The organism is Aeromicrobium sp. JP4, assembly GCF_054957925.1.
Genome location: NZ_CM143290.1, coordinates 558,018 through 571,915 on the forward strand (window position 1 = coordinate 558,018; position 13,898 = coordinate 571,915).

Sequence of the window (13,898 nt, forward strand, 5' to 3'; positions counted from 1 at the left end):
GTACCCAAATGCATCATGCTTCGTCGCCAACCGGCCACCCGGCCCGATCTTGTGGCGGTCTGGCCCCTATATGGGCCGAACCCCCACAAGATCCGTCCGTCAGGCGGCGACGGTGGCGGTGATGACGCCGGCCCACAGCAGGATCAGCACGAGGGACCCCAGCGCGACGCGGTAGATCACGAACGGCTTGTACGAGTGGTTGCTGACGTACTGGAGCAGCCAGTGGATGACCGCGAGGCCAACGACGAACGAGACGACCGTGCCGACGATCGTCGGACCGATGCCGTAGGCGTTCTCGCCGCCGGGGATGTCCTTGAGCTTGTAGACGCCGGCGCCCACGACGGCGGGGATCGCCAGCAGGAACGCGTAGCGGGTGGCCGCCTGGCGCTCGTAACCCAGGAACAGGCCCATCGAGATGGTCGCTCCGGAGCGGGAGACGCCCGGCACGAGCGCGCACGCCTGGGCCAGGCCCAGCAGGATCGCGTCGCGGGTCCTGAGGTCGGCGATGGGCTTGGTCTTGCGCCCGATCCTCTCGGCCAGCCCGAGCACGAGACCGAGGATGATCAGCATGCTGCCGATGAACCACAGGTTCCGGAACTCCCGGTCGATCAGGTCCTCCAGCAGCAGTCCGAGGATCACGATCGGCAGCGAGCCGATGATGATGAACCAGCCCATGCGCCACTCGGGCTGCTGCCGGGCCTGCGCGCTGAAGACGCCGCGCACCCACCCCGACCCGATGGTCCCGATGTCGCGCCAGAAGTAGAGGATCACCGCCAGCTCGGTGCCGATCTGGACCACCGCCGTGTAGGCGGCGCCAGGGTCCTCCCAGCCGAGCAGCTGCGGCACGATCGCCAGGTGCGCACTGCTCGAGATCGGAAGGAATTCGGTCAGGCCCTGGACGATGCCCAGGATCACGGAGCGCAGCAGATCCACCGTGCGAGCCTACACACGAACCTTCAGGGCACCGACTAATCTCGTCGCATGCACGTGCGTCGGCTCGGGAGCTCGGGTCTCCAGGTGTCGCGGCTCGCGCTCGGGACGATGTCCTGGGGTGCGGCGGTCGACGAGTATGCGGCCGAGGAGCAGCTGCGGCTCTTCCTCGATTCCGGCGGCACCCTGCTCGACACGGCCCCCATCTACGGCGACGGCGCGTGCGAGCGGGTCATCGGCGCCCTGCTCGACAAGCACGGCGTGCGCGACGAGATCGTGCTCGCCGGCAAGGCCGGCGTCGTCCGTCGCGACGGCAGGGTCGTCACCGACGGCTCCCTGCGCTCGCTGCTGCGCCAGCTCGACCAGTCGCTGGCCGACCTCGGCACCGACCACCTCGACCTGTGGCAGGTCCACCGCTTCGACGAGTCCGTGCCCGTCGACGAGACGATGGCCGCCCTCGACCAGGCCATGCGCTCGGGCAAGGTGCGCTACGCGGGCATCAGCAACTTCACCGGCTGGCAGACCGTGGCCGCCCAGCACGCGTTCGCGCGGCTCGGCGGCGGGGTGCCGCTGGTCAGCACGCAGGTCGAGTACTCCCTGGTGCGGCGCGAGCCCGAGATCGAGGTCATCCCGGCCGCGCAGCACGCCGGCCTCAGCATCCTGGCGTGGTCGCCGCTCGGCCGCGGCGTCCTCACGGGCAAGTACCGCGGCGGGGTCCCCGCCGACTCACGGGCCGCCGACGCCCGCTGGGAGGCGTTCGTCGCCCCGCACCTGACTCCGTCGAAGGCCCGCGTCGTCGATGCCCTGGCCGCCGCCGCCGAGGGTCTCGGCGTGCCGATCGCGCACGTCGCGCTGGCCTGGCTTCGCGACCAGCCGCTCGTGGCGTCGGCCATCGTCGGCGCCCGCACCACCGCCCAGCTGCAGGAGTCCCTCGGATCGGAGCTGCTGGAGCTCCCCTCCGAGATCGTCGCCGCCCTCAGTGACGTGTCCGAAGGAGTTCGATGATCGAGTACGAGTTCTGGGACGTCTCCATCTCCCGGACCAAGTCCCGCAACGCCGTGTGCCAGTGGCTGACCCAGGCGGCCGAGTTCCAGGGTTGGGAACTCGACCGCCTGCGCAAGGACCCGACGGGTCACCGCACGGTGCGACTGCGGCGCAAGATCATCAGGATGCGCGCCACGGTCTGACCACCTGATCAGCTCGGTTCGTCCGACTCCCCGCGGGTGCGCCGCAGCTCGCGGCCGCGCTTGACGTCGGCCTCGTACTTCTTGCGGTTCTTCTCGATCACGGTCGTGTCCCGGGGAGGCAACTGAATCTCCTCCTCGGCGGGCAGGCCCGCCTGCAGCTCGCGCCCGCGCTCCAGCTCGGCGTCGAGCTCGGCGCCGAAGACCAGCGCCAGGTTCGTGATCCACAGCCACAGCAGGAACACGATGACACCGGCCAGCGAGCCGTAGGTCTTGTCGTAGTTCGAGAAGCTCGCCACGTAGAGCCCGAACAGCGCCGAGGCGATGATCCACGTGACGATCGCCACGACCGCGCCCACGCTGATCCAGCGGAAGCGCGGCTGCTTCACATTGGGCGTGACGTAGTACAGCAGTGCCACGATCAGCACGACGACGAGCAGCATGACCGGCCACTTCGCGATGTTCCAGACCGTCACGGCCGTCTCGCCGATGCCGATCGCCTTGCCCACCGCCTCGGCGGCCGGGCCGGTGAGCACGAGGCTCAGGCCGACGAGTCCCGCGAGGATCACCGTGACGAGCGTCAGCAGCAGCATGATCGGACGCAGCTTCCAGAAGGGCCGGCCCTCGTCGATCTCGTAGATGCGGTTCATGCCTCGCGAGAACGCGTTGACGTACGCCGAGGCCGACCACAGCGCGGCCGCGAGGCCGATGATGAAGCCCAGCCCGGAGCTCTGGCTCTGCCCCAGTTGCATCAGCGTGGGCTCGAGGGTGTCCGCGGCACCCGTGGCGCCCACGTCGCGCAGCACCTGCAGGATCGCGTCGACCGTCTTCTCACTGCTGCCGACGAGACCGACGAGCGACAGCATGGCGAGCACGGCCGGGAACAGCGCCAGCACCGAGTAGTACGTCAGCGCCGCCGCGAGGTCGGTCCCCTGGTCCTCGGAGAACTCCCGCGCGGTCTTGCGCACCACGTAGAGCCACGGTCGCTTCTTCAGGTCCTTCGGCGAACTCGGGGCGTGCTCGCCCCCGGGCTCGGCCGCCATCAGCTGCTCCGGCGCAGCGATCGCAGCACGGCGAAGGCCAGCACGAGGCACGTGACCCCGGCCGCGAGCGAGAGCACCTCCGGCCGCGGCTTGCCGTCGGGATCGATCACGGTCTCCCTCGCGGATGACGTGAACTCGTGCGCCGACTCCTTGGCCCTGCTCTTGACGTCGAACTTCGCCGCCAGCTCGTCGACCGTCTCCGCGAGGTTCTCGCGGGTCTTCTCGACCTCGTCGCGGAGGACTTCGGATTCGTGTGGTTCGGTCATGGGGTCCTCCGGTTAGTGGTCTCGGGCGTGACGGACGGCGTCCACGTCGGCCTTGACGCTCTCGACGGTCGCCTGCGGAACCGGTGCGCCGGCCTCCTGGACGCGCTTCTTGCCCAGGAGTGCCGCGATGCCGGCGATCACGAAGATCACGACGGCGACGATCAGGGCGGCCAGCCAGGCGTCGACGACGAGCGCCAGTGCCAGGATGGCTGCGGCGATCAGCACGCCGAGGCCGTACAGCGCCAGCAGCCCGCCGGCGCCGATGATCCCGGCGCCGACACCTGCCCGCTTGGCCTTGCTGCCGACCTCGATCTGCGCGAGTCGAATCTCGTCGCGCACCAGCGTCTTCAGCTCATCGCTGAGTCTGGAGATCAGCTCCGAGGTCGAGGCCGACGAGTCGCGACCGGACTCGTATTGGCTCATCGCCCGCCGACTCCGCTGTCGAAGCCCGTGCCGCCGGGCGTGCTTCCGCTCGTGCTGCCGCCGGCAGATCCGCTGGTGCTGCTCGTCGAGCCGGTGCTCGAGCCGGAGCCGCTGCTGGACCCGGGCATGTGCTCCTGCGCAGCGTGCTGCACCTTCTCCGTGGCGTCCTTGACCCGCGGGTCCTTCCACAGTCTCTGCGCCTGGCCCACGATCTGGTCGTAGCGCTCTCGTCCCGAACGCGTCCCCAGGACGTATCCGGCTGCCGCACCCACGAGGAACGTCAACTTTCCGGCCATGGTGGCCACCCCACTTTCGTCTGTGTGACTGCTTGCCACCGAGGTGTACCCAGCCGACGCGGGGGTATGCGGCCTAGGCCAGATCGAGGAACTCGTCGAAGACGCGCGTGCCGAACTGGAGCGCGTCGATCGGCACCCGCTCGTCGACTCCGTGGAAGAGGGCCGTGAAGTCGAGATCGCCGGGCAGCCGCAGCGGCGTGAAGCCGTAGGAGGTCATCCCGAGCTTGTGCCAGGCCTTCGCATCGGTGCCGCCCGACATGAGGAAGGGCGCCACGTGCGCCTCGGGGTCGTGCTTGAGCAGCGACACCGTCATCGCGTCGACGAGATCGCCCTCGAAGCCGTACTCCAGCGGGATGTCCTCGTGGTACGGCTCCACCCGGACGCCCTCGCCGACGATGTCCTGCACGCGCGAGACGAAGGTCTCGTGGTGGCCGGGCAGCGGGCGGCCGTCGACGTAGGCGACCGCCTCCCCCGGCACGACGTTGTGCTTGTACCCGGCCTGCGCCATCGTCGCGTTCGTCGAGTTCCTCAGCCCCGACCCGATCATCCGCACCGCGGGACCGAAGTGCTCCAGCAGCTCGTCGGGGGTGCCCTCGAGCCCTGTCAGCTCCCGCACCTTCTCCAGCAGCAGCTGCATCGACGGACCGGGCTCGACCGGCCACTCGTGCTCGCCGATGCGCACGAGCGCGCGGGCGAGGTGCGTGATCGCGTTGTCGTGGTTGCGCATGGAGCCGTGACCCGCCGTGCCCGTGGCCGTGAGCCGCAGCCACGCGATGCCCTTCTCGCCGGACTCCAGCAGGTACAGGCGCTTGCCGTTCACCTCGGTGGAGAAGCCGCCGACCTCGCCGATGGCCTCGGTGCAGCCCTCGAACCACTCGGGGTGCTCGGCGACGAGCCAGTGCGCGCCGAGCTGGCCGCCGGCCTCCTCGTCGGCCGTGAAGACCAGCAGGATCGGGCGGTCGGGGATCCGGCCGTCGCGCTGGCGCTCGCGCACCACTGCCAGCAGGATCGCGTCGAAGTCCTTCATGTCGACCGCGCCACGGCCCACGACGTAGTCGTCGACGATCTCGGCGGCGAACGGGTCGACCGACCAGTCGGCGGCCTGTGCCGGCACGACGTCGAGGTGACCGTGGATCACGAGCCCGGGGCGAGACGAGTCCTGGTTGCCCCAGCGAGCCAGCACCGATGCCCGGCCGGCCTCCGACTCGAGGATGGTGGACTCGATGCCGACCTCGGCGAGGCTCGCGGCGACGTACTCGGCCGCCACCCGCTCCCCCGGCCCGGACGAGTCGCCGAAGTTGGACGTGTCGATCCGGATCAGGTCACGGCAGAGGTCGACGACCTCGTTCTCGGCGGCGGTCATGCCCCCAGCCTAGTCAGGACATGAGGCGGCGGAGCACCGTCGAGACCATGAGCCGCAGCAACTGGCGGACGACCGGGTCCAGCAGCCGCGGGACACCGATCACGGTGACGTCCTCGTCCCACGTGACCACCGAGCCGGAGCCGCTCGGCTCGACCGTGATCGACGCACTCCCGCGGACGACGCGGCCCTGCTTCTGCAGGTCGGCGCGGTGCGGCGGCTCCCACCGCGTGACGTGCATCGGATCGTCGAATCCGACCGGGCCGACCGCGGTCCTGGCGGTGAATCCCTCGGGCGTGATCGTGATCGTCGTGAGGGGCACGCGATGGCGCTCCCAGTCGGTCACGCGGGCGAACGCGTCGACCGCATCGAGGTGTGACGTGTACCTCACTACCGTTCTGGGCATGGGAACAGCGTAGAGTTGAATCCATGTTCAACAAGGGCACCATGCCGTTCACCTCGGTCGCCGACGTCAAGGCGCGCCTCGCCACCGCGGGCTACCTCGCCTCCGACGCCGTCGCCACCACCGTCTTCCTGGCCAGCGAGCTGGGCAAGCCGCTGCTCGTCGAGGGTCCGGCCGGCGTCGGCAAGACCGAGCTCTCGCGCGCCGTCGCGCAGGCCTGCGGCGCCGAGCTCGTCCGCCTCCAGTGCTACGAGGGCGTCGACGAGTCCCGCGCGATCTACGAGTGGAACCACGCCAAGCAGCTGCTGCGCATCTCGGCCGGGCACGACGAGTCCTGGAGCGAGGCGAAGTCGGACATCTTCTCCGAGGAGTTCCTGCTCCCCCGCCCGCTGCTCTCGGCCATCCGCAACGACGGCCCGACGGTGCTGCTGATCGACGAGACCGACAAGGCCGACGTCGAGATCGAGGGCCTGCTGCTCGAGGTGCTCGGCGACTTCCAGATCACGATCCCCGAGCTCGGCACGGTCACGGCCACGCAGCGCCCGTTCGTGGTGCTGACGTCCAACGCCACCCGCGAGCTGTCCGAGGCCCTGCGTCGCCGCTGCCTCTTCCTGCACATCGAGTTCCCCGACGCCGACCTCGAGCGGGACATCGTGGCGCTCAAGGTGCCCGACCTCGACGACGCCCTCACCGACTCGCTCGTCCGCGTCGTGAACGCGCTGCGCGCCATGCCGCTGCGCAAGGCCCCCTCCGTCTCGGAGACGCTCGACTGGGCGCGCACGCTCGTCGCGCTCGGTGCCGACACGCTCACCACCGAGGTCGTCTCCGAGAGCCTGGGCGTCGTGCTGAAGCACCAGGACGACATCGACAAGGCCCGCACCAAGCTGGACCTGGACGCCGTGCTCTCATGAGCGAGCGCCAGCGAGCGATCATGCGACTCCTCAGGTCGATGCGTCCGTACAGTCGTTTCGCCTCGGGCGCAGTGGCATGAGCACCCAGCTCGCGACCCGGCTGGTCGAGTTCGTCGAGGCGCTGCGCGCCAAGGGCGTGAACGCCGGCCCCAGCGAGTCGATCGACGCCGCCGACGTCATGCGCGTGCTGGGGCTCGACGACCGTGACCTCCTCCGTGAGGGGCTCGCCGCCGCACTGGTGCGACGTGGCGGGCAGCGCGACGTCTTCGATCAGACCTTCGACCTGTTCTTCCCGGTCGGCGTTGGCCGGCCCGAGGCCGCGCGCGACGCCGACGAGAACCTCGACGTCCAACAGATCCGCGAGCTCCTCCTCATGGCGCTGCTCGACCGCGACCCCCGCACCCTGGCCCAGATCGCCGAGATCGCCGTCGACGTGCTGGGCGAGGTGGGTCAGCCCGGCACCGACACGGCGGGCTGGTCGGCCTACCAGACGATCGACCGGCTCCAGCCCCAGACGCTGATCGCCGCCGCGATGGCTATGCGCCCCGGTGGAGGCAGCGGCAGCGGCGGCCAGGGCCTGGGCACCCAGTTCACCGACCGCCTCGCGCGTGACGAGGTGCGCCAGGGCGTGGAGGCCTTCCGCGAGATGGTGCAGGCCGAGGCGCGACGACGGTCGGCCGAGCTGCGTGGGCGCGAGCTCGTGGCCCGCCACGCCGTGCGCTCCTCGCGCGACCGCGTCGACTTCCTCAGCGCGAACCGCCAGCAGCTGGAGGAGCTGCGCCGCTCGGTGAAGCCGCTCGCGCGCATCCTCGCCACACGGCTGTCCGCTCGTCGTCGCCGCCGCCGTCGCGGCAAGATCGACATGCGCCGCACCCTGCGCCGCGCGATGGGCACCGGTGGCGTGCCGATGAAGCCCGTCTTCGAGAAGCCCCGTCCGACGCGCCCCGAGCTCGTGCTGCTGTGCGACGTCTCCGGCTCGGTGTCGGGATTCTCGAACTTCACGATGCTGCTCACGCAGGCGCTCAGCGCGCAGTTCAGCAAGATCCGCGTCTTCGCCTTCGTCAACGCGATGGCCGAGGTCACCGAGATCGTGCGCGACGGCGCGGTCTCCGGCGGTGGCGACATCGAGACGCGGATCCGCGCCGAGGCGCGCATCACGAAGTGGCACACCAGCAGCGACTACGGCGAGGCCTTCCTGGACTTCCAGGAGTTCTTCCTGGACGCGGTCGGCCCCCGCACGGCCGTGCTGATCCTCGGCGATGCCCGGAACAACAACCAGAATCCGCGGTTCGACGCGCTCCACGAGATCGCGATGAGGTCGCGCCGGACCTACTGGCTGAACCCCGAGCACCACACCCGGTGGGGCCTGGGCGACTCCGAGGCGCTCGCGTACGCGGAGATCGTCCCGATGCACGAGTGCGCCAACGTGGATCAGCTGACGCACTTCGTGACACGATTGCTTCCTGTCTGAGCGAAGGAGGGGGCCCATGCGCTCGCTGACCCGTCTTGCGGTGCTGCCCGTCCTGGCTCTCGCGCTGGCTGCCTGCGGCTCGTCCGGGGACGACTCCCCCGGCAGCGGCTCGCCCACGTCGGCCACTCCCGCGCCCAGCCGCGGCGTCCCGTCCGGCGTCGAGGAGACGCTCGACTCCCCCGCCGGCGTGGCCGTCGGCGAGGAGGGTCAGATCCACGTGATCACCTACGGCAGCAGCACGAACCCGGCCGTGGTCAACCAGGTCAACGCCGAGGGCCAGAAGGTGGTCGTGCAGGTGAGCCCGGAGGAGGGCCGCCCCGCGACGATGGACTACGTCCCCACCACCTCGACGTTCGAGCTTCCCGAAGGCGTCGACACGGAGGAGCCCGTGACCTTCGTCCTCGGCGCGTTCGGCACCGTGGTCCTCGACGCGATCGAGCCCGGCCAGCAGGCGTGGGTCGAGCGCGCGGAATGACCCGGCTGTCCGCGATTCACGCCGACATCACGACCCTCGAGGTCGACGCCGTCGTGAACGCCGCCAACTCCGCCATGCGCGGCGGGGGCGGGGTGGACGGCGCGATCCACGCCGCGGGCGGTCCGGCGGTGCTCGCCGACTGCATCACGCGGTTCCCCGACGGGCTGCCCACGGGCGACGCCGGCTGGACCACGGCCGGCGACCTCCCCGCCCGCTGGATCATCCACACCGTCGGCCCGAACCGGCACGCGGGTCAGACCGACCCCGCCCTCCTGGAGTCCTGCTACCGCAGGTCCCTCGAGGTCGCGGACGACCTGGGTGCGCGCGAGGTCGCGTTCCCGCTGGTGAGCGCCGGCGTCTACGGCTGGTCGAAGGCGGAGTCGGTGGCGGCGGCCGTGCGCGCGGTCCGCACGACCTCCACGGAGGTGGAGCACGTGATCCTGGTCGGGTACGACGCGGCGGCCCAGCGGGAGATCGAGGCGGCGCTCGCGGCCGCCGGCGAACCGAGTTGACTGATCCCATGGCGACCCGACTGCTGCTGATCGCGGACACCCACCTGCCCAAGCGGGCGAAGCAGCTCCCCGCTCAGGTCTGGGAGGCCGTCGACGAAGCCGACGTCGTGTTCCACGCCGGCGACTGGGTGGACGTCGCCACGCTCGACGACCTCGAGGCGCGCGCGAAGCGGCTCGTCGCGGTGTACGGGAACAACGACCACGGCGAACTGCGGGAGCGCCTGCCGCTGGTGGCCCGGGCCGAGATCGACGGAGTCCGGTTCGCCGTCGTGCACGAGACGGGTGCGTCGAAGGGCCGCGACACCCGGTGCAGCGCCGAGTACCCCGACGTGGACGTCCTCGTGTTCGGGCACAGCCACATCCCGTGGGACACGACCACCGCGACCGGGCTCCGCCTGCTGAACCCCGGCTCCCCCACCGACCGCCGCCGCCAGCCGTTCTGCACGTACATGACGGCGGTCGCCGATGCAGGTGTCCTGAGCGACGTCGAGCTGCACGAGCTGCCACCGAGGACTCCGGCGCGAGCGCGATGACCGCGTTCCTCCTCGTGCCCAGTCCTCTCCTCGGGCCCGCCACCTGGCGGCCGGTGGAGGCCTGGCTGCACGGGAATGGCCATGCGGCCACGGTGGTGGACTTCGGTTCCGAGCCGCGCACGCCAGAGCGAGTGCTCGACGCGGCCGTCCGCGCGGCGCCAGCCGGCCCGGTCACGCTCGTCCCTCACAGCAATGCCGGTCTCTACGCTCCTCAGCTCGCCGCTCTCCTGGACGTGGAGCGCACCGTCCACGTGGACGCCGCCCTGCCTGCCGTCGACGGCGGGCAGACGCGGCTCGCGCCGGAGCAGTTCCTGGACTTCCTGCGCGACCTGGTCGACCCGGACGGGCGCCTGCCCCGGTGGACCGACTGGTGGCCCGACATCGCAGACCTCTTCCCCGACGACATCACCTTCGAGACGGTCGCGGCCGAGCAGCAGCGGCTGCCCCTCTCCTACTTCACGAGCAGCGTGCCGGTCCCCCGAGAGTGGGCCGAGCGCCCGGCGGCGTACCTCGCGTTCGGCGACACGTACGCGGCGGAACTCCGGTTGGCCCAGGAAGCCGGCTGGCCGACGGCGACCCTCGAGGGCGGACACCTCCACCAGCTGGTCGATCCGGGCGCCGTGGGCGCGGCCATCCTGGGGCTGGTCGAACGCAACGATTCTGTCGGTGGCGCCCACTAAGTTGGGTGCATGGACCTCAACCGGGCGATCACCGCAGGCGATGCGGTGCGTCGTGCGCGGGCGATCGCCGAGTTCGAGGAATGGGAGTTCGCCGTCCACTTCCACGCCAAGCGCACCGCCCGAGATCGACCGCACCGACGAGATCCTCCTGTCGAAGGACCTGGCCCGGCGCGCGGTCACCCTGGACATCGCCCAGGCGCTGCATGTCAGCGAGCAGCACGTGTGGGCCCTGGTCCACGAGGCGGCCACGCTCCGCGACAGGGCGCCGCTCGTGTGGGAGTCGTTTCGCGAGGGCGACATCGACGCGGTGCGCGTCTCGGCGATCGCGGCGACGGCGGAGAAGCTGCAGACCTCCGAGGCGCTCTCGGTGCTGGAGCGTTCCGCTCCCGACTATGCGGCCTCCCACACGATCGCCGAGCTGCGGGCCTGGCTGCGCCGGTTCCGTGCGCGGCTCGAGCCGGAGCAGGTGAGCGCCGAGGCCGCGCGCGCCACCGAGGACCGTCGCGTCTCCATCACGCACAACGACGACGGCACGTCCTGGCTCAACGCCCTGCTGCCCACCGGCGTCGCCATCGTCATCGGCGACCGCTTGGGGCGCGCCGCCCGGGCCGTGCCGGCGGTCGACGCGGAGACGGGTGAGAAGGAACGCCGCACCCGCGATCAGAAGCAGGCCGACCAGCTCGTCGAGTGGCTCACCTCCTGCCTTGACCTCGCCCCCGACATGGGCATCCCGGTCACGGACTTCATCGGCCTCACTGGCGGCCCGGGCTTCACCCTCGACGGCGAGGCCGTGGAGACCGCATGGGTTCGTGAGCTCGCCCAGTCCGAGCACACGGTCTTCCGCCGACTGGTCCTCGACTCGATCGGTGAGGTTCTCGACACCACGGTCCTGGCCTACCGGCCACCGGAATCACTGCGGCAGGCACTGAGATGGCGCGACGGAACCTGCCGGGTGGCCGGATGTCGCGCCCCGGTGCACGAGACCGACCTCGACCACGCCAAGGCCTACGACAGCGGCGGCACCACCAGCGGATCCAACCTCCGCTGCCTGTGCCGGAAGCACCACAACATGAAGTCCCACGGTCACCTCGACGACCGCCACCTCGGTGCGCCCACCCGACACATCGAGAACTACCTGCCCGCACCGCCGTTCCTCATCGAGTTCGACATCGTCGTCCCCCGCCGTACGGCCTGACGCGTCGCCGCTGATCGCGAGGTCGGCCGACTGAACGCGACGAGGTGGGTCACGACCGGGCCTCCTGCCCGCTCGCGTCGGTGACCTCCGCAGGGTCCTCGTCGGGCTCCCACCGCAGCAGGTCACCGGGCTGACAGTCGAGCGCCTCGCACAGTGCAGCGAGCGTGGTGAGCCGCACCGCCTTGGCCCGCCCGTTCTTCAGCACCGCCAGGTTCGCCGGAGTGATGCCGATGCGGTCCGCGAGCGTGCCGACCGCCATCTTGCGCCGGGCCAGCATCACGTCGATGTCGACGATGATCGGCATCAGATCACCTCGTCCAGCTCGGACTTGAGGTGCTTGGTCTCGGAGTCCAGTGCGACGGCCTGCGCCAGCAGGGCCCTCATCACGTAGACGACCAGGGCCACTCCGGCCGCGACGAGGGCGAACCCGCAGATCAGGCCGACCAGTCCGGGCGCCACCTCGTCCCCGGGCGTGGCGTGATTGGCGAAGCGCGCCCACACGGCGACGGCGAAGATCAGCACCGCCGTGGCGCTGATGGCGCAGATGACCCCGTCGACGTACCGGAACGCCGCACGCGAGAAGACCGTGCCACGTCGCACCATCGTCAGCAGCCGCCAGATGCAGACCGCGACGACCTGGAGCGTCACCACACCCAGCACCCCGATGATCACGAGCGCGACGCCGGAGGCCGTCGGCTCCTCGTCGGTGTCCCACCACAGCAGGGCCACCATCCCCGCCTGAACCACCACGGATCCCAGCAGCGCGATCGCGATCACCACGCGCAACGTTGCGATAGCCCACTTGCTCATTCTCGACTCCTTTGCGCCGCCTCTTGACCGAAACCTATCGTAACTCGATAGGTCTGGCAATGGCGTCCGGTCACGGGAGGACCCTCAGCTCTTTTTTGGAGCGCACGCTCCTTTAGTCTGGGCGACATGACGATGCTCACGAACCACGACGGACCCGTATGGACGCTCGACCTCGGCGACGACGAGAACCGGTTCTCGCCGGACCTGCTCGCCCAAACCGTGGAGGACCTTCGAGGCCTCGCGGAGGGCACCGAGCCGGCCGTGCTGGTCACGACGGGCACGGGCAAGTTCTTCTCGAACGGTCTCGACCTCGAGTGGCTCTCGCAGCACCCCGACGAGCTGAACGCCTACGTCGACCGGGTGCACGGACTCTTCGCCGCAGTGCTCACGCTGCCCGTCCCCACGATCGCCGCCATCAACGGCCACGCCTTCGGTGCCGGATCGATGCTGGCGATGGCGCACGACTTCCGGGTCATGCATGAGGATCGGGGCTACTTCTGCTTCCCCGAGGTCGACATCCACATCCCGTTCACGGAGGGCATGGCGGCCCTCATCCAGGCGAAGCTCACGCCGTCGGCCGCCGTCGAGTCCATGACCACCGGACGTCGCTACGACGGCCCGGCGGCACAGGCCTCGGGCATCGTGGACGGGGTCGCCCCGCAGGACACGCTCGTCGAGACGGCGGCAGCCCGGGTCGCCCCGCTCGCCGGAAAGGACCGCGCCACCCTGGGCAAGATCAAGCAGGTCATGTTCGCCCCGGCCCTCGAAGCGCTGAAGCCGCGGGCGAGCTGAGGATGGCACGCGGCCGTCCCAGGGAGCACCATCCCGACGTCCTGCTCGACCACGCACGAGCGCTCTGGGTCGAGCACGGCGCGACGGGTGTGACGATGCGCGCCCTGAGCGCCCGTGCCGGTGCCGCCAACGGGGTCATCTACCACGCCTTCGGCTCCCGCGACAACCTGCTGGCGCGGGTCTGGGTGCGCGAGGCGGTGGCGTTCCTGCGCTACCAGCGCGACCTCGTGGAAGCCGCCGTGCGCGCGGACGGACCTCAGGAGGGGATCGCCGTCGCCGCCCTGTCGCTGGCGACCTATGCCCGGACCAACCCCGAGGCCTCCCGCCTCCTGCTCGCCGTCGACGCCACGGACCTCCTCACCGGCAACGTGGGCCCGGACGAGAGGAACGAGGTCGAGCGGCTCCGGCTCGAGCTCGGCGAGCTGATCACGGGTCTCGCCGAGCAGCTCTGGCGGCGCACCGACCGCCGAGCCGTCGCCCTGGTCAGGATCTGCGTCGTCGACCTGCCCGCGAAGCTGCTGCTCAGTGCGGACCGACTCGACAGCACGCTCGCACACCACGCGCTGCGCGAGGCCGTGCGAGGCATCACGAGCGCCGAACCGCCGGCGTGACGG

General features: G+C 70.4%; 20 protein-coding genes. 11 read left to right on the plus strand and 9 right to left on the minus strand.

The features are described 5' to 3' along the window. Nucleotides 1-99: 99 nt before the first annotated feature. Nucleotides 100-933: an undecaprenyl-diphosphate phosphatase gene (locus ACY1JX_RS02790; RefSeq protein WP_462565142.1), complete on the minus strand. Its 834-nt coding sequence runs from the start codon at nucleotides 931-933 to the stop codon at nucleotides 100-102. A 48-nt stretch (nucleotides 934-981) separates the two neighbouring features. Here ACY1JX_RS02790 and ACY1JX_RS02795 point away from each other — a divergent pair, with 48 nt between their 5' ends. Continuing rightward, nucleotides 982-1,935: an aldo/keto reductase gene (locus ACY1JX_RS02795; RefSeq protein WP_462565143.1), complete on the plus strand. Its 954-nt coding sequence runs from the start codon at nucleotides 982-984 to the stop codon at nucleotides 1,933-1,935. After that, complete coding sequence (locus ACY1JX_RS02800; protein WP_078701178.1) at nucleotides 1,932-2,117, plus strand: DUF5703 family protein; 186 nt, start codon at nucleotides 1,932-1,934, stop codon at nucleotides 2,115-2,117. The genes ACY1JX_RS02795 and ACY1JX_RS02800 overlap by 4 nt, the downstream gene beginning before the upstream one ends. Before the next feature lie 8 nt (nucleotides 2,118-2,125). Here ACY1JX_RS02800 and ACY1JX_RS02805 read toward each other — a convergent pair whose 3' ends face one another. From ACY1JX_RS02805 to ACY1JX_RS02830, 6 genes are all read right to left on the minus strand, one after another. Then, on the minus strand, nucleotides 2,126-3,157 hold the full coding sequence (locus ACY1JX_RS02805; protein ID WP_462565144.1) for a YihY/virulence factor BrkB family protein: 1,032 nt from the start codon (nucleotides 3,155-3,157) through the stop codon (nucleotides 2,126-2,128). Then, nucleotides 3,157-3,423 (minus strand): DUF3618 domain-containing protein, encoded by a 267-nt coding sequence (locus tag ACY1JX_RS02810; protein ID WP_462565145.1) that lies wholly within the window; start codon nucleotides 3,421-3,423, stop codon nucleotides 3,157-3,159. Before ACY1JX_RS02810 ends, ACY1JX_RS02805 begins: the two co-directional genes overlap by 1 nt. Before the next feature lie 12 nt (nucleotides 3,424-3,435). After that, nucleotides 3,436-3,846, minus strand: a complete 411-nt coding sequence (locus ACY1JX_RS02815) for a phage holin family protein (protein WP_286928939.1) — start codon at nucleotides 3,844-3,846, stop codon at nucleotides 3,436-3,438. After that, on the minus strand, nucleotides 3,843-4,142 hold the full coding sequence (locus ACY1JX_RS02820; protein WP_286928940.1) for a YtxH domain-containing protein: 300 nt from the start codon (nucleotides 4,140-4,142) through the stop codon (nucleotides 3,843-3,845). Before ACY1JX_RS02820 ends, ACY1JX_RS02815 begins: the two co-directional genes overlap by 4 nt. A gap of 73 nt (nucleotides 4,143-4,215) precedes the next feature. Further along, entirely contained in the window at nucleotides 4,216-5,505 is a 1,290-nt protein-coding gene (locus tag ACY1JX_RS02825; protein WP_286928942.1) for a M20/M25/M40 family metallo-hydrolase, read from the minus strand. Between the two features lie 13 nt (nucleotides 5,506-5,518). Then, entirely contained in the window at nucleotides 5,519-5,908 is a 390-nt protein-coding gene (locus tag ACY1JX_RS02830; RefSeq protein ID WP_286928943.1) for an SRPBCC family protein, read from the minus strand. Between the two features lie 23 nt (nucleotides 5,909-5,931). Between ACY1JX_RS02830 and ACY1JX_RS02835 the strand changes: the two genes are divergently transcribed. The 7 genes from ACY1JX_RS02835 (at nucleotide 5,932) to ACY1JX_RS02865 (ending at nucleotide 11,682) form a co-directional block, all read left to right on the plus strand. Continuing rightward, the gene (locus tag ACY1JX_RS02835) at nucleotides 5,932-6,816 is read left to right on the plus strand and encodes an AAA family ATPase (RefSeq protein ID WP_286928945.1); all 885 of its coding nucleotides are present in this window, start codon (nucleotides 5,932-5,934) and stop codon (nucleotides 6,814-6,816) included. 76 nt (nucleotides 6,817-6,892) lie between these two features. Then, the gene (locus ACY1JX_RS02840) at nucleotides 6,893-8,287 is read left to right on the plus strand and encodes a VWA domain-containing protein (protein ID WP_286928947.1); all 1,395 of its coding nucleotides are present in this window, start codon (nucleotides 6,893-6,895) and stop codon (nucleotides 8,285-8,287) included. A gap of 16 nt (nucleotides 8,288-8,303) precedes the next feature. After that, nucleotides 8,304-8,762: a hypothetical protein gene (locus tag ACY1JX_RS02845; RefSeq protein WP_462565146.1), complete on the plus strand. Its 459-nt coding sequence runs from the start codon at nucleotides 8,304-8,306 to the stop codon at nucleotides 8,760-8,762. Then, nucleotides 8,759-9,274: an O-acetyl-ADP-ribose deacetylase gene (locus ACY1JX_RS02850; protein ID WP_462565147.1), complete on the plus strand. Its 516-nt coding sequence runs from the start codon at nucleotides 8,759-8,761 to the stop codon at nucleotides 9,272-9,274. The genes ACY1JX_RS02845 and ACY1JX_RS02850 overlap by 4 nt, the downstream gene beginning before the upstream one ends. 8 nt (nucleotides 9,275-9,282) lie before the next feature. After that, on the plus strand, nucleotides 9,283-9,807 hold the full coding sequence (locus ACY1JX_RS02855) for a metallophosphoesterase family protein (protein ID WP_462565148.1): 525 nt from the start codon (nucleotides 9,283-9,285) through the stop codon (nucleotides 9,805-9,807). Then, nucleotides 9,804-10,487 (plus strand): hypothetical protein, encoded by a 684-nt coding sequence (locus tag ACY1JX_RS02860; RefSeq protein ID WP_462565149.1) that lies wholly within the window; start codon nucleotides 9,804-9,806, stop codon nucleotides 10,485-10,487. Before ACY1JX_RS02855 ends, ACY1JX_RS02860 begins: the two co-directional genes overlap by 4 nt. A 52-nt stretch (nucleotides 10,488-10,539) precedes the next feature. Further along, entirely contained in the window at nucleotides 10,540-11,682 is a 1,143-nt protein-coding gene (locus ACY1JX_RS02865) for an HNH endonuclease signature motif containing protein (protein ID WP_462565150.1), read from the plus strand. A gap of 49 nt (nucleotides 11,683-11,731) precedes the next feature. Here ACY1JX_RS02865 and ACY1JX_RS02870 read toward each other — a convergent pair whose 3' ends face one another. Further along, nucleotides 11,732-11,986 carry a helix-turn-helix domain-containing protein gene (locus ACY1JX_RS02870; RefSeq protein ID WP_462565151.1) on the minus strand — a complete coding sequence of 85 codons (255 nt, stop codon included), beginning with the start codon at nucleotides 11,984-11,986 and terminating at the stop codon, nucleotides 11,732-11,734. Then, nucleotides 11,986-12,492, minus strand: a complete 507-nt coding sequence (locus ACY1JX_RS02875; RefSeq protein ID WP_181755649.1) for a DUF2975 domain-containing protein — start codon at nucleotides 12,490-12,492, stop codon at nucleotides 11,986-11,988. The genes ACY1JX_RS02870 and ACY1JX_RS02875 overlap by 1 nt, the downstream gene beginning before the upstream one ends. Before the next feature lie 126 nt (nucleotides 12,493-12,618). Here ACY1JX_RS02875 and ACY1JX_RS02880 point away from each other — a divergent pair, with 126 nt between their 5' ends. Next, nucleotides 12,619-13,284 carry an enoyl-CoA hydratase/isomerase family protein gene (locus ACY1JX_RS02880; RefSeq protein WP_462565152.1) on the plus strand — a complete coding sequence of 222 codons (666 nt, stop codon included), beginning with the start codon at nucleotides 12,619-12,621 and terminating at the stop codon, nucleotides 13,282-13,284. Nucleotides 13,285-13,286: 2 nt separating this feature from the next. Next, nucleotides 13,287-13,895 carry a TetR/AcrR family transcriptional regulator gene (locus ACY1JX_RS02885; RefSeq protein ID WP_462565153.1) on the plus strand — a complete coding sequence of 203 codons (609 nt, stop codon included), beginning with the start codon at nucleotides 13,287-13,289 and terminating at the stop codon, nucleotides 13,893-13,895. The last annotated feature ends 3 nt before the right edge of the window (nucleotides 13,896-13,898 follow it).